A 12,675-nucleotide genomic window follows, 5' to 3' on the forward strand; every position below is an offset into this window, starting at 1 on the left:
GATCACTTCGTTGATTTAACTGCGGTCGTTTCGGGGGCGACTTCCCAACCGAAGACGCTGCGGCCGCCGAGCAGATGCGATTGGTCGAACTCCCCGGCGACGATTTCCTTCAGGCTTGGTCCGGTGACATAGCGCTCGACCTGCCGCGACTGGTCGTCCAGCCGCCGCAATGCGCCGATCTCTTCGTCACGGCCGAGCCTGGCCTTCTGGACGGCCGACTTCAGCACGCCTATCGTCTCGTCATAGACCTTCAGCGGCACAGGGAACGGATGCCTGTCCTTGCCGCCATGCGCCAGCGAGAAACGCCCTGGATCGGAAAAACGGCACGGCGCGCCATGCACGACTTCGGCGACCAGCGCCAGCGCCCGCACCGTGCGCGCGCCGACATTGGGCACCAGGAGAAGCCCGGCGAAATCTGTTGGGCCGCGCTCGGCCGCCGCCGCGATGTTGCCGTGCAGGCGGCGCATGACGACATCGCTTTCGCGTACATCGTGGTGCGCCGGCATCACCAGATGCGGCAGCAGCTTTTGTGCCGGCTCCGGCGCTGGCGCCGAACCCCGCTCCAAAGCGGCAAGCTCCCTCACGATGCGATCCGGTCCAAGGTCGTGCAGAAGGTCCAGTTGTCCCTGGCGCGACGCTTCGGCGCGGCGGTCGGTCAGGTTGACGATCTCGCCCTGGTTGGCGCCTTCGATGGCGGCATGCGGCTGGTCGACAAAGCTCTTCAGGCCCTCCGACAGCCAGTGATAGCGGCGCGCCACCTTGCTGTCGCCGTTCATGCCTTGCTGCACCACCACCCACTTGCCGTCATCGGTGACGATGAAGCCGTGCAGATAGAGATCGAAACCGTCCTGGACCGCGGCGCTGTCCACCTTGGCGACGAGCCGGCTGGCAGTCGCCAGGCCTTCCCCGTCGAGGCCGACACGCTCGCCGATCAGGGCAAGCTCGTGCGGGGTCTTGCGCGAATGCGCGCCGCGGCCGCCGCAAACGTGAATGCCGAGCTCGCTGGAAAGCGGCGACAGGCCGCGCTTCAAGGCACCGACGACGCTGGTGGTGATGCCGGAGGAGTGCCAGTCCATCCCCATCACGGCGCCAAAAGACTGGAACCAGAACGGATGCGCCAGCCGGCGCAGCAATTCATCGCGGCCGTAATGGTGGATGATCGCCTCGCACATGACCGCGCCAAGCCGCGTCATGCGGTCGCCGAGCCATTTCGGCACGCGCCCGCCGTGAAGTGGAAGGTCAGCACTTCCCGATCGCTGTGCCACGCTCTTTTGCTTGCTCCTTGAGTCCTGCCTCGACAGATAGGTATCGAAAGTGCCGCGAAGAAGCGATGGCCTGATTCAGACCGCGATCGTTGCGAGCCGCTAGAGCACTTCCAGGAAAAGTGTGAAACGGTTTTCCGTCCGGAATTGCGCAGAAACAAAGCGATAGAGCGGTTCGGCGTTTCCGTGAAACGATGAACCGCTCTACCGGGCAGGCTCGCTGAGGAGATCAAACTTCTGGATCTCGCAATGCTCGCCCACCGATGCCAGCAGATCCATTGGCGGTGCGCCAGTGTCGGGCCGCCTCCAACTGATCTCGAACGAGAACACAGGGTCCTTGAGATCTGGGCGCCTCTCTATTGCGACGAGGCGTGCCTGGTAGCCAAGCGGCCCGATGAGCGCATCGAGCTCCTGTCGAGCCGCGGCCTTCCACGTCAGTGCCAACTGGGCATGGTGTTCGCGCGACATTCGAAGGTCCACCCATTTCAGGACCAGCAAAGTGGCCAGCGTCAGCGCCGTGCCGGCCGCGCCCAAGCCGTATTGGCCGCCACCGAAAGCCAATCCGATCGCCGTCATCACCCACAACGTGGCCGCTGTGGTGACCCCGCTGACAAGATTGCCGCGGCGAAGAATGGCGCCACCGCCGATAAAGCCGACGCCGGTCAACACGCCCAGCGGAAAGCGCAGGACGTCCATCGATGCAAACGAATCCGGGTGCTTGCCAACGGTCTCCAGCAGAATACTGGCCTGGATCATTGTGATGGCGGCGGCCAATCCCACCAGCACGGTGGTGCGTAGCCCCGCCGCGTGCCCGCGCGCCTCCCTGTTGAGGCCTATCAAAAGGCCTGCGAGCGCGGTCAGAAGCAGCCGTGCCGCGATGTCTTGCCAAACCGGAACAACGAGGAGCATCGCGGTCACCCGTCAGGCCAAGCGCTGCTGGCCTGGATTGGCGCCAGGGTCAAAGCGAACAAGGGTAACAGCGTCTTCATCGCAGACTCTTTTCGTCGATAAGCAACAAACGATGCGCTTAGGTTTTGGTTGCGCAGCCGACGATTCACCTCGGCTATGGGCAGCGGCGGAACAAAACCTTCGGCTCGGGGTTGGTGGGTTCACGCCAACGAAGGATTTTCAATCATGGTCCGCTTGCTGGCTGCAGGAGCCGTCGCTTATCTGGCCTATCGCATTACCAAGGAGATCGGCGGGTCCGACGAAGTCGATCCGCTGGCGCCTTCGCCCGACCAGACCGGCCGCAAAGTGGCGAGGCGGCAAAGCAGGGCCCAGGGGAATGGCCGACGGCGGTAGCGAATGCCTCGGCGGCGGCGCGGACCAGCCATGACCGCATTTCCGTTGCCGCTCGACCTTCGTCCGATGGAAGCCAAAGCCGCCGACGCAATTCCTGGCGGCGACGGGCTTTGGCAGTACGAACCGAAATGGGACGGATTTCGCTGCCTCGTGTTCAAGGGCGACGATGCCGTCGATCTGCGTGCAAAATCGGGCAAGCCGCTTGGCCGCTATTTTCCCGAACTGGTCGCGGTGCTGCGCGATGTGAGGTCGCGACAGTTTGTGGCCGACGGCGAGATCATCATCGAGGTCGACGGCTCGACTTCATTCGAGGCCCTGCAAATGCGTCTCCATCCCGCCGAAAGCAGGATCCGCAAGTTGAGCCTGGAGACGCCCGCCATGCTGGTCCTGTTCGATATGCTGGCCGAACCCGGCGGCAAGGTCATCATCGAACAACCGCTCAGCGCCAGGAGACGGGCGATCGAGGCCTTTGTCGCGTCGGCGGGCCGGCCCGAACTGCGCCTGTCCAAATGCACGGACGATGCCGCTGCCGCCGAGCGCTGGCTGCAAGGCGCCGGCCATGGCTCGACCGACGGTGTCGTTGCAAAACTGATCGCCGAGCCATACCGGCCCGGCGAGCGCGCCATGGTCAAGGTCAAGCGGCTGCGCACTGCGGATTGTGTGGTCGGCGGCTTTCGCTATCTCGCCGGCAGCAACGAAGTCGGATCCCTGCTGCTTGGCCTCTACAATAACGAAGGCAGGCTGGACCATGTCGGATTCACCTCGACCATCGGCAAGGACGACAGGGCGGCGCTGACCAGACAGCTGGAAAAACTGCGGGCTAAACCGGGTTTCACCGGCAAGGCGCCAGGCGGACCAAGCCGCTGGAGCACGGAGCGCAGCGGACAATGGGAACCGATAAAGCCTGAACTGGTGGTCGAGGTTCGTTTCGACCATGTGACAGGCGACCGGTTCCGGCACGGAACCAAGCTGTTGCGCTGGCGGCCGGATAAGGAGCCCCGGCAATGCACGTTCGAGCAGATGGAGTAAGTCCCGCCGGAGGCAACGCTTCAAGGCGCTCTTGGTGTTCCGTTCTGCCGCCTACGACGGAACCGATGCAGAATTCACTGGTTCGCCGCACTAGCCGAGCCTCGGCAATCCATTGCCGAGGCTCGGGATGCAGTCTGAAAATCAAGCGGCTTCTTGCATTGCGCGTTCGTTGACACCGCTTTCGCCGAGCTTGGAAAGCGCTTCGTCGGTCGCGACCTCTTCCTTGAGTGTTGCCCTGAGCAGTTCGACAACGTCGCTCTTGCCGAGTTCTTCCGCCCATGCGATCAAAGTGCCGTAACGAGCGATCTCGTAATGCTCGACGGCCTGCGCCGCGCCGACAAGCCCGGCGTCGAGTGCGGGAGCACCGTTATACTCCTCGAGCACTTCCGAGCCCTCTTCGATGATGCCGTCAATCGCTGGACAGGTCTTGCCGCGGGCCGGCTTGCCGAATTTCTCGAACACCTCCTCCAGGCGATCGACATGTCCTTCGGTTTCCATGCGGTGCTTCTCGAAGGCGGCAGTCACTTCTTCCGACTCCGCGCCCTTGGCCATTTTGGGCAACGCTTTCAGTATCTTCTTCTCGGCGTAGTAGAGGTCTTTGAGCCCGTCGAGGAACAGGTCCTCGAGGCCCTTGCTTGCCGCCTTCGCGGCCTTTTTCGTAGTCGGCATGGTCGTCTCCCGGGAGTTGGTGGCAGCCTCGCAAAGTAGAGGCGTCCGATAACCCTCCGATGGGAAACAAGTTCCCTGACGGTTCAGGAGCTTTGAAAATTTTTCCGACGGCACTTGTGTCGTATCGCAAGGGGCCTCGACCTGCGGTAGCAACAGGCGAGAAAAGCACTCAGCGCTCGCCGGTATGTCCGACCAGGCGGATATATTCGGCCTCGGCCAGGCCGTAGCCGCCATCCGCTAGCGAAACGAGACCATCGCGGTCGCGGATAATGATTTCGCCGCGGCGGGACCGGATGAGCCCTCGGCCCTCAAGCAGCTGGAGCGCGACCGTGACGCCCGGACGTCTTACGCCGAGCATGATCGACAGGAATTCGTGGGTGATCGTCAGCCGGTCGCCGGCCACCCGATCGTCACACATGAGCAGCCAGCGCGCCAGCCGGTCTTCAAGCTTCGATCGCGCGTTGACCAGCGCGGTGTAGCCGGTCTGGACATGCAGACACTGCACGTAGCGCAACAAAAACAACCGCAGTGTCGGGCTTTGGGTCAGCGCTGCCTTGAATGGCTCGGCATCTATCCTGGCGGCTTCTCCCGCCAGTTGCACATAGCAATCATGGACCATGCGATCGTCGCCCATCACCAGGGCCGAGCCGGTCATACCTTCCAAGCCAATGAGGCCAACTTCCGCATCGCTGCCATTCGGCATTTTCGCAACCACTGAACCAATGCCGTCCTCGACGAAATAGATGGCCTCGATCGGTGATCCGGATACTTCGAGCGATTGCCGCAACTCCAGCGAACAGCGCTCGATGTGCGGCTCGAGGAATGCAAAATCGCCGGCGCTCATCCGGCGCAACAGCTTGTTTTTGAATAGATTTTGATTGGAAATTGCTGGATCAGACATAGCCGGGCCCAAAACAGGGCAAGAGCTTTTTGATCTCCCAGCCGTCCGCGCCCGGTATAACCTGCGGACGATACGGTTTATATAAGCGCTGAAAGGTATGGAGCCTACTAAATAAATAAATCAATCGATGCACGGCAGTTTCTCCTGCCGCTTGCCTACGAAAACATCCCACTGAAAGTTAGAGTTGAAAACGTACCAAAGGTGCTTTGGTACGAAATCGACAAATGAAAAATGTCGGGCGCGAAAGAGCCCGTCGCGAGGGATGCAACGGGCTCCATTCGGGCGTCGTGGGCTACGCCCAGTGATCCAAATGAGGGTGGCTTGGATCACTACAATAATGCAGGTGAAAGGTAGTCGTTCCCGATCTGTCCGCTCGGTAATTTCCGTACATTGAGTTTGGAGGCGAGCGGCGCTAATTGAATTTGAGTCGTCCACACAGACATGGCGAGTGGATGCTTGAAAGACGCTTCGCGCTTTCGCCCTTTTCAGGGAGGATGGTATGTCGATGCATGGTGCAGCAACTCCAGCCGAACTGAGCGTGCTGAGAAAAGCGCTCGACGACTGCTGCCGCGAGTTGGGTGTTGCGGACGACAGTCCGGTCCGCGAGCGGTTGGCCGCCCGTATCATGTCGCTGTTCAACGAGGGCGTGCTAAGCGCCGATCTAAAAGAAGCACTGGCCGCCGATCGCCAACACTAAAGCTGCTGCTATGGCGGGGTCCTCGGTGTAGAAGGGTCCGGCGCGGGTCGGCATTTTTAGCCAGGGTCCCAGAGACTTTTTGTCTGTTCACGACAAAACGCCCGCCGCTTATTACCGGCGGCAGGCGTTTTGTCGTGAGCGTGACGCTAAATGCGCCCAAGCACGACCAAGATGATGACGATGAGCAGCACCAGGCCGAGGCCACCGCCACCGTAATAGCCGGTGCCGTAGAACGGTCCGCCGCCCAAGCCGCTGAAGCCGCCAAGCAAGGCAAGGACCAAGATGATGATGAGAATGGTTCCAAGGCCCATGATGTCTGCTCTCCTTGTTTGCGCTGCCGCCATTCGCATCAGCGCGTTCGCATTGTACAAAGGTATGAACTCGCAAGGAGCATTCCTGTTCCGGCGGGACAGCAAGGCGCACGCTCATGTAGCGAGGAAAACGCCGGGCTGTGCAATGGCGCGCCGGCCACCTTGAACACCTGAGAACATGCTGAATTCATAGGAAATTTGTCGGAACCTTCGCCCGCCCGAACGGTTGTTTTCGTAGTCGCAACGCGACGACCCTCGTAAAAAAGGAGAAGCATCATGCTCACGAAAATTCTCGCAGCTTCGGCGCTTACGATCGGTCTGGCCACGTCAGCGATGGCCCAGAACGTCGGCGACCCCTCCGGAGCCGCTGCCGACGGCAGCGAGCGGACGGTCGTAGTCCCGGATAATGGCGGCCCTGACACCGGCACAGATTCGACCATCACCAACAGCATTCGCGATTTCTCAACGACGAATTCGAATGCCGACCGGAATTGCCCGCCGGGCCCGCAGGGGGCTCTGCCCGATGCGACCGGCAAGGCTCCGGGCACGATGGCGCCGACGGTGAACGACAACCACTGCGGCAAGTAAGCGCCCTGTGATCATAGCCTGACGAGGCTGCGGAGCGTGCGCTCCGCAGCCTCGTCAGTTTGCCATAAATCAGCCGCCTAACGGCCGCGGTGGTCGAAGCTGACGGCGATCTCCCGACCGTCCAGCGCCCGAATGATGAAGCCAACCAGCTCCTCGTCGGTTTGCCGGCACCAGGGAAAGCGTCTGCGCAAATCGGCTATGACGACGGTGGTCGAGAGAATGTCGCCGGAATGGTAGTCGCCCATGATGGTATGAACGGCAGCGTCGGTGTCAATACCGATTCCCAGCGGCGACTTGATCTGCCCCACGGAAGCCTCCACCCATCTCTCCCAGCCAACGATAGCAAGACTGCGGCAAAGCGAAAGAGCTTGTACGATTCCGTACGATCTCGTGGCTTGCGTTGCACTTTGCAGGACGCAGCCGGCGTCTTTTTGTTTTGCGTTTCCAAACCATTGTTTCGCGTGCGGGGGGGGGGGGGGCCCCCCCGCCCACCAGGCAACCTCGCCGCAGCTTCCGCGTTGAGCCATCGGAGGGATGACATCAGCCTCGGAGAACTTCCATGAAAACACTTCTATCGATCACTGCGGCAGCGCTGACGGCCGGCGCGCCTTTGGCTGCTTTTGCCCAATCGGCGACGCTGACACCTCTGACGACCGACACCATGAGCAAGGTTGACACGGCGACGTTCGTGAAGACGGTGCCCATCGCCAATACATTTGAAATCGAGTCGAGCCGACTTGCACAGAAGCAGGCGACGGCCGACGATGTGAAGGCCTTCGCGGCGCAAATGGTCACGGACCACGCCAAGGCCGGCGAGGACTTCAAGGCGGCGCTCAGCAAAGGTCAGACAACTTCGGCCACCGCGCCGGCCGGCCCGCCGCTGGACACCAAGCACCAGGCGTTGCTCGACCAACTCAAGGAGGCCAGCGGTGACAGCTTCCAATCGAAATATATCGACATGCAAACCCAGGCACATAAGGAAGCGGTGGCGCTGTTTTCCGCCTACGCAAATTCCGGCGACGATCCGGCGATGAAGGAGTTTGCCAAGAAGACGCTGCCGGTGCTGCAAATGCACGAACGTCATGTCAAGGACCTCGCTGCGGCGCATCAATGAGAGCGAAGACCGCCTGCGGTCTTGCCAACGGAAACGCCCCGGCATGAATGAAGCGGCTGTCGTCCGGCCCGGAACAAAGCACCGAGAGTGCCGTTATTCACCTGGCTTATTCCGGGGAGTATCCAATGGAAGGCGGCATTCGCGAGGCGCCAAGGGCATTAGCGCTGGGTTTCGGCGGCATCCTGGTCGCCGCTGTCACAGGCTGAAATCGCTTTCCGAACGGGACAGGCTGCCTTCATGCGCTACGGCGAGATATTTGCAAATGTTACGGCACTCATGTTGCTGGCCTTGATGATTGGCGGCGCCTTCGTCCTGTTTGGAGAGCCGCTGTGGCCGCGGCACTACGCGAGAATGGTGCTAGTTACGGATATCGAGGGCATGACCACCGCGTCAGTCCGAACAAGCTGCGTGCCCAGTCCATGCCTGCCCGACACCATCGATCACACCGTGCTCACTCCTCGCCCCGAGGACGGACCGTGATCTGCGATTTGCAGCAGACGCGGAGCGAGGAGATGCGGAAAGGGCCGCCACGCGACCTGCGCGACGGACCCTTTGGTTCAATCAAACCGTCTGGCCACGACTAGGTCAGGATAATCACGATCTTGTAGGTATTCGGGTCGACGATGACGATCCGACCATCGGCGAGCACGAAATACTCATAGCCTTCGTAAGCCGGAACGATCTTGACGATGCGCGCCGGCAGACGATGCAGCCGGACCTTCTTCCGCGGAACCTCGATGCCGACAGAGATGTCGAAATCGACGCTGGAAACGGGTTGGACGTTGGTCTCCTTGATGACCTGAGTGATCTGGGTTTTCTGTTCAACGGTCACATTGCTGATGGAAGCGGTCGAACTCTGGTCCTGCGTCTGCGTAGAAGCATTGCCCTGAGTCTGCTCGGTGGTCGTGGTCCCAGTCTTGCCCTGAGCCTGCTCCTCGGTCTTCATTTTCGTGTTGCCTTGGGCCTGCTCGGTAGTGGTGGTTCCGGTTTTGCCTTGGGCCTGTTCGTCGGTCTTCATCTTGGTGTTGCCCGTGGCCTGCTGGTCGGTCGTGGCGCCGGCCTTGCCTTGGGCTTGCTCGTCGGTCTTCAGCTTCGGTTTGCCCTGCGCCTGTTGATCAGTCGCAGCGCCGGCCTTGCCCTGAGCCTGCTCGTCCATCTTGGCGCCATTCTGGCAATTGGCAGCGCCGGCTGCGCAATTGGCGCCGGACTGGTCGTCGGTCGACTGCTGCGTCTGGGCAAGTGCAGCTCCGCAGCTGACGCTGATTGCTAGCAAGCTGGTGATCAGAACGCCTTTCATGAGAGATCTCCTTGGAAAATGCGTCCCTTCACCGCGTAAAACTGCGGCTAAAAAATTTTGTTCCAAACCAATGGAGCGAAACGGCAAGCGATCCGAGCGGCGGAACAAGCTCCACCTGATGACGTTACCCGCCTATAGCGACCCCGCTGCGAATAGCATGACGCGGCGCAGCGCAGAGGTGGCCCACCACGAAAGGAGACAATCATGAGAATGCATCTTTCGGCAGCCGCGGCTGGGTTCTTGCTGCTTGCGGGTATTGGCGCCGCTGCCGCTCAGGACGTGGTCATCGAACCGCAGCAGGAGACGATCGTACGCGAGTATGTGAAAAAGCAGCCTCTGGCGTCCGTCCAGCTTCCCGGCGTGGAGCTCAATGTCGGCTCGACCCTGCCCGATACCGTCGAGCTTCATGAGGTTCCCGACGTCAAATACCGCTATGTCGTCGTCGACAACCAGACCGTCCTGGTCGATCCGGGCACACGCAGGATCGTGAAGGTCATCCAGTGAGCAATGCGCGTCGTTTTTTGAAGGGACATGCGGCGCGTCCTGCATTGTCGATATCCCAAACTGGTGCCCGTGCCCCTGGGCATTCGGACGCAGAAAGGCCCGCCGTTCCGACGCACGGCGGGCCTCATAGCGGAGTCAGCGCGCTAGGCGGCAGCGTCCTGTGCTCGCTAGGCCAGAAACTTTGAGAGAATATTCCCGGCTCCGCATTTGGCGGGAAATACCGTTCTTTGATCTGGCGATCAGCATTTCCGATGATGCCCGCAAGGCTTCGCATTCCGCCTGGCCGCAATGATTTCAAAACCGATGGGATTGACCATGCCTGGGACTATCAACACTTTGCTTCCATTCCTCGCAGCAACTATAAACCGGCGCGCCGGCCTCGCTGTACTGTTTGCATCGGCGGTTGCGATTGTCGGCATGGCTGCGCCGTCGTTCGCCGAGGACAAGACGGCGATCAAGGTCGGCATCATGAGCGGCGAGGACGAGGACGTCTGGCGCGTCGTCACCGCCCAGGCGGCGGAGAGGGGGCTGACGATCGAGACCGTGGTGTTCAACGACTACACCCAGCCGAATGAAGCACTCGAGCGTGGCGAAATCGACGCCAACGCCTTCCAGCACAAGCCCTATCTCGACAACCAGATCAAGACGCAGGGCTATCACATCGTCCCGGTCGGCTATACCGGGGTCTGGCCGATCGGCCTCTATTCCAAGAAGTACGCGAAGATTGGCGACTTGCCCGAAGGCGCCGTCGTCGGCGTGCCGAACGATCCGTCCAATGAAGGGCGCGCGCTGCGTGTCCTGCAGAGCGAAGGTCTGATCAAGCTCAGGGAAGGAACCGGCATTCTGGCTACGACGACCGACATTGCCGAAAACCCGAAGAAATTGGTCGTCAAGGAGCTCGACGCTGGCATTGTCGGGCGCTCGGTGGAAGATCTCGACGGGGCCGTGGTCAACACGGATTGGGCGCTTAAAAGCGGCCTCACACCGGAGAACCGCATCGCCCAGGAGGCGGTGGCCGACAATCCCTACCGCAACTTCATCGCGGTCAAGGCCGGCAATGAAAACCAGCCCTGGGTAAAGACATTGGTCGCCTCCTACCAGAACGAAAAGGTGAAGGCCGAATTCGACCGGGTCTACAAGGGAACCGGCATCAGCGCCTATTGATACCGAGCTCGACTTGGCGCTGAAGCCCGGCATGATAAAGCGGTCCGCGCTCCAACGCGGACCGCGATCGCGTTTTGCGGGACACCTATACAGGAACTTTCATGAACCAGCATTTCGCCCCGGTCACCGAAGTCATGCATCCCGTCGGCAGCCGTTCCGCGGGACCGCACGATGTCGTACGCCTCATCGAGCTGAAGCGCCGCTTCGGCGCAACAGCGGCGCTGGACGGCGTATCGCTCAGCGTGCGCCAGGGCGAGATCCTCGGCATCATCGGCCGCAGCGGCGCCGGCAAGTCGACGCTGATACGCTGCCTGAACGGCCTTGAGCGGCCGGATACAGGACAGGTCTTCATCGAAGGCCGCGAGATCAGCCGGCTCGGCGAGCGCGAATTGCAGCCGCTGCGCCGGCGTATCGGCATGATTTTCCAGCATTTCAACCTGCTGTCCGCCAAGACGGTCGAAGACAATGTAGCGCTGCCGCTCAAGATCGAAGGCCGGCCCAGGGCCGAACGCCTGGCGCGCGCTGCCGAGCTGCTCGAGCTCGTCGGCCTGTCGGAGAAGGCGAAAGCCTATCCGGCGTCGCTGTCGGGCGGACAGAAACAGCGCGTCGGCATTGCCCGGGCGCTTGCGGCGCGCCCGGCGCTGCTGCTGTCGGACGAAGCGACCTCGGCGTTGGACCCGGAGACGACGCGCTCCATCCTTGCCTTGCTCAGAGACATCAACCGGCAGCTCGGCCTGACCATCCTGCTCATCACCCATGAGATGGAGGTGATCCGTTCGATCGCCGACCGGGTCGCGGTGATCGACGCCGGACGAATCGTCGAGCAAGGGCCGGTGTGGTCGGTGTTTGCCGATCCGAAGTCGGCGATCACACAAAGCCTGCTCGGCGGCATCAGGCCGCAATTGCCGGCGGAGATCGCAAGCCGGCTAACGCAGAACACCGGCGTGGAGGCGATCCTCAGGATCGACGTGGCGGGTGAGGCCGCGCGAAGCCCGCTGTTGTCCGATCTTGCCTCGGCAGTTCCCGGCTCGTTCCGCCTCGTGCATGGCGGCATCGATCACGTCCAGCAGCAGCCTGTCGGGACATTGTTCGTGGCGGTCGCGGGCAGCAATCAAGACCACCTGGCACAGGTGATCGCGTTCTTGAAAGCCCGCAATGCGCGGGTGGAGGTGCTTGGCCATGTCGCCAATTCTGTTTGAACTCCTGCTTCGATCCATCTGGGAAACGATCCTGATGACGGCCGCCTCCGGCCTCATCTCGCTGATTTTCGGGCTGCCGCTCGGCCTGGCCCTGGTCGCCACCGACCGCGGCGGCATCGCCGAAAACCTGTGGGTGAACCGCGCGCTCGGCGCGGTCATCAACGGTTTCCGCTCGGTGCCTTTCATCATCCTGCTGGTTGCGCTGATCCCGGTGACGCGGCTGATCGTCGGCACCTCGATCGGCACATGGGCCGCCATCGTGCCGCTGTCGATCGCGGCCACGCCCTACTATGCCCGGATCGCCGAAGTGTCGCTGCGCGAGGTCGACCACGGGCTGATCGAAGCGGCGCGCGCCATGGGCGGCAACCGCTGGACGATCATCCGCGAGGTGCTGGTGCCGGAAGCGCTGCCCGGCATCGTCGCCGGCTTCACGGTGACGCTGGTGACGCTTATCGGCGCCTCGGCCATGGCCGGCGCCATCGGCGCCGGCGGGCTGGGCGACCTCGCCATCCGATACGGCTACCAGCGCTTCGAAACGTCAGTCATGATCGCCGTGGTCATCGTCCTGATCGTCCTGGTCTGCGGCATCCAGTGGGCCGGCGACCGGCTGGTCGCGAGGCTGGATCATCGGAACTGAG

The 12,675-nt window shown here is 61.7% G+C and carries 18 protein-coding genes; 11 read left to right on the top strand and 7 right to left on the bottom strand.

All coding sequences use genetic code 11. From position 1 onward, the window contains the following. Positions 1–2: 2 nt before the first annotated feature. Both NKH37_RS10580 and NKH37_RS10585 read right to left on the bottom strand, forming a co-directional pair. Positions 3–1,265 carry a DUF763 domain-containing protein gene (locus NKH37_RS10580; protein WP_353007309.1) on the bottom strand — a complete coding sequence of 421 codons (1,263 nt, stop codon included), beginning with the start codon at positions 1,263–1,265 and terminating at the stop codon, positions 3–5. A 201-nt stretch (positions 1,266–1,466) separates the two neighbouring features. Beyond that, complete coding sequence (locus NKH37_RS10585; RefSeq protein WP_031194456.1) at positions 1,467–2,171, bottom strand: MgtC/SapB family protein; 705 nt, start codon at positions 2,169–2,171, stop codon at positions 1,467–1,469. 225 nt (positions 2,172–2,396) lie between these two features. Between NKH37_RS10585 and NKH37_RS10590 the strand changes: the two genes are divergently transcribed. Further along, positions 2,397–2,564, top strand: a complete 168-nt coding sequence (locus NKH37_RS10590) for a hypothetical protein (RefSeq protein WP_353007307.1) — start codon at positions 2,397–2,399, stop codon at positions 2,562–2,564. A 30-nt stretch (positions 2,565–2,594) separates the two neighbouring features. Next, positions 2,595–3,593, top strand: coding sequence for an ATP-dependent DNA ligase (locus NKH37_RS10595; protein ID WP_353007305.1), 999 nt, complete (start codon positions 2,595–2,597; stop codon positions 3,591–3,593). Positions 3,594–3,734: 141 nt separating this feature from the next. Here NKH37_RS10595 and NKH37_RS10600 read toward each other — a convergent pair whose 3' ends face one another. Both NKH37_RS10600 and NKH37_RS10605 read right to left on the bottom strand, forming a co-directional pair. Further along, complete coding sequence (locus NKH37_RS10600) at positions 3,735–4,262, bottom strand: YciE/YciF ferroxidase family protein (protein WP_352495102.1); 528 nt, start codon at positions 4,260–4,262, stop codon at positions 3,735–3,737. A gap of 169 nt (positions 4,263–4,431) precedes the next feature. Then, on the bottom strand, positions 4,432–5,106 hold the full coding sequence (locus tag NKH37_RS10605; RefSeq protein WP_502895982.1) for a Crp/Fnr family transcriptional regulator: 675 nt from the start codon (positions 5,104–5,106) through the stop codon (positions 4,432–4,434). Positions 5,107–5,662: 556 nt separating this feature from the next. Here NKH37_RS10605 and NKH37_RS10610 point away from each other — a divergent pair. After that, positions 5,663–5,860 (top strand): hypothetical protein, encoded by a 198-nt coding sequence (locus NKH37_RS10610; protein WP_023720547.1) that lies wholly within the window; start codon positions 5,663–5,665, stop codon positions 5,858–5,860. 146 nt (positions 5,861–6,006) lie between these two features. Here the strand turns inward: NKH37_RS10610 and NKH37_RS10615 are convergent, their stop codons facing one another. Continuing rightward, complete coding sequence (locus tag NKH37_RS10615) at positions 6,007–6,171, bottom strand: DUF3309 family protein (protein WP_023720548.1); 165 nt, start codon at positions 6,169–6,171, stop codon at positions 6,007–6,009. Positions 6,172–6,447: 276 nt separating this feature from the next. On the opposite strand from NKH37_RS10615, the gene NKH37_RS10620 reads away from it, so the two are divergent. Next, positions 6,448–6,759 (top strand): hypothetical protein, encoded by a 312-nt coding sequence (locus NKH37_RS10620; protein ID WP_353007304.1) that lies wholly within the window; start codon positions 6,448–6,450, stop codon positions 6,757–6,759. A gap of 77 nt (positions 6,760–6,836) precedes the next feature. Here the strand turns inward: NKH37_RS10620 and NKH37_RS10625 are convergent, their stop codons facing one another. Then, positions 6,837–7,067 (bottom strand): hypothetical protein, encoded by a 231-nt coding sequence (locus tag NKH37_RS10625; protein ID WP_353007301.1) that lies wholly within the window; start codon positions 7,065–7,067, stop codon positions 6,837–6,839. A gap of 251 nt (positions 7,068–7,318) precedes the next feature. Here NKH37_RS10625 and NKH37_RS10630 point away from each other — a divergent pair, with 251 nt between their 5' ends. Genes NKH37_RS10630 through NKH37_RS10640 form a run of 3 tightly spaced genes read left to right on the top strand, consistent with a single transcriptional unit; the run spans position 7,319 to position 8,353 of the window. Then, positions 7,319–7,873 (top strand): DUF4142 domain-containing protein, encoded by a 555-nt coding sequence (locus NKH37_RS10630; RefSeq protein ID WP_353006767.1) that lies wholly within the window; start codon positions 7,319–7,321, stop codon positions 7,871–7,873. 47 nt (positions 7,874–7,920) lie between these two features. Then, positions 7,921–8,079: a hypothetical protein gene (locus NKH37_RS10635; protein ID WP_353006765.1), complete on the top strand. Its 159-nt coding sequence runs from the start codon at positions 7,921–7,923 to the stop codon at positions 8,077–8,079. A gap of 31 nt (positions 8,080–8,110) precedes the next feature. After that, positions 8,111–8,353: a polymerase gene (locus NKH37_RS10640; RefSeq protein ID WP_353006762.1), complete on the top strand. Its 243-nt coding sequence runs from the start codon at positions 8,111–8,113 to the stop codon at positions 8,351–8,353. A 100-nt stretch (positions 8,354–8,453) separates the two neighbouring features. Here the strand turns inward: NKH37_RS10640 and NKH37_RS10645 are convergent, their stop codons facing one another. Continuing rightward, on the bottom strand, positions 8,454–9,278 hold the full coding sequence (locus NKH37_RS10645) for a DUF1236 domain-containing protein (protein WP_502905992.1): 825 nt from the start codon (positions 9,276–9,278) through the stop codon (positions 8,454–8,456). Positions 9,279–9,374: 96 nt separating this feature from the next. Here NKH37_RS10645 and NKH37_RS10650 point away from each other — a divergent pair, with 96 nt between their 5' ends. The 4 genes from NKH37_RS10650 (at position 9,375) to NKH37_RS10665 (ending at position 12,674) form a co-directional block, all read left to right on the top strand. Next, the gene (locus tag NKH37_RS10650) at positions 9,375–9,674 is read left to right on the top strand and encodes a DUF1236 domain-containing protein (RefSeq protein WP_353006759.1); all 300 of its coding nucleotides are present in this window, start codon (positions 9,375–9,377) and stop codon (positions 9,672–9,674) included. Positions 9,675–9,989: 315 nt separating this feature from the next. After that, a complete protein-coding gene (locus NKH37_RS10655) occupies positions 9,990–10,838 on the top strand; it encodes a MetQ/NlpA family lipoprotein (RefSeq protein WP_352858736.1) in 849 nt (282 codons plus the stop codon). Between the two features lie 134 nt (positions 10,839–10,972). Further along, positions 10,973–12,037 carry a methionine ABC transporter ATP-binding protein gene (locus tag NKH37_RS10660; RefSeq protein WP_353006769.1) on the top strand — a complete coding sequence of 355 codons (1,065 nt, stop codon included), beginning with the start codon at positions 10,973–10,975 and terminating at the stop codon, positions 12,035–12,037. Then, positions 12,018–12,674 carry a methionine ABC transporter permease gene (locus NKH37_RS10665; protein WP_352495104.1) on the top strand — a complete coding sequence of 219 codons (657 nt, stop codon included), beginning with the start codon at positions 12,018–12,020 and terminating at the stop codon, positions 12,672–12,674. Before NKH37_RS10660 ends, NKH37_RS10665 begins: the two co-directional genes overlap by 20 nt. Position 12,675: the final 1 nt, after the last annotated feature.

This window comes from Mesorhizobium sp. M1217 (assembly GCF_040318275.1).
In the GTDB taxonomy this organism is placed as follows: Bacteria; Pseudomonadota; Alphaproteobacteria; order Rhizobiales; family Rhizobiaceae; genus Mesorhizobium.

Coding starts and splice junctions, on each gene's coding strand:
- NKH37_RS10585 (WP_031194456.1), bottom strand. CDS start 2,171: ATGCTCCTCGTTGTTCCGGTTTGGCAAGACATCGCGGCACGGCTGCTT.
- NKH37_RS10590 (WP_353007307.1), top strand. CDS start 2,397: ATGGTCCGCTTGCTGGCTGCAGGAGCCGTCGCTTATCTGGCCTATCGC.
- NKH37_RS10595 (WP_353007305.1), top strand. CDS start 2,595: ATGACCGCATTTCCGTTGCCGCTCGACCTTCGTCCGATGGAAGCCAAA.
- NKH37_RS10600 (WP_352495102.1), bottom strand. CDS start 4,262: ATGCCGACTACGAAAAAGGCCGCGAAGGCGGCAAGCAAGGGCCTCGAG.
- NKH37_RS10605 (WP_502895982.1), bottom strand. CDS start 5,106: ATGAGCGCCGGCGATTTTGCATTCCTCGAGCCGCACATCGAGCGCTGT.
- NKH37_RS10610 (WP_023720547.1), top strand. CDS start 5,663: ATGTCGATGCATGGTGCAGCAACTCCAGCCGAACTGAGCGTGCTGAGA.
- NKH37_RS10615 (WP_023720548.1), bottom strand. CDS start 6,171: ATGGGCCTTGGAACCATTCTCATCATCATCTTGGTCCTTGCCTTGCTT.
- NKH37_RS10620 (WP_353007304.1), top strand. CDS start 6,448: ATGCTCACGAAAATTCTCGCAGCTTCGGCGCTTACGATCGGTCTGGCC.
- NKH37_RS10630 (WP_353006767.1), top strand. CDS start 7,319: ATGAAAACACTTCTATCGATCACTGCGGCAGCGCTGACGGCCGGCGCG.
- NKH37_RS10635 (WP_353006765.1), top strand. CDS start 7,921: ATGAAGCGGCTGTCGTCCGGCCCGGAACAAAGCACCGAGAGTGCCGTT.
- NKH37_RS10640 (WP_353006762.1), top strand. CDS start 8,111: ATGCGCTACGGCGAGATATTTGCAAATGTTACGGCACTCATGTTGCTG.
- NKH37_RS10650 (WP_353006759.1), top strand. CDS start 9,375: ATGAGAATGCATCTTTCGGCAGCCGCGGCTGGGTTCTTGCTGCTTGCG.
- NKH37_RS10655 (WP_352858736.1), top strand. CDS start 9,990: ATGCCTGGGACTATCAACACTTTGCTTCCATTCCTCGCAGCAACTATA.
- NKH37_RS10660 (WP_353006769.1), top strand. CDS start 10,973: ATGCATCCCGTCGGCAGCCGTTCCGCGGGACCGCACGATGTCGTACGC.
- NKH37_RS10665 (WP_352495104.1), top strand. CDS start 12,018: ATGTCGCCAATTCTGTTTGAACTCCTGCTTCGATCCATCTGGGAAACG.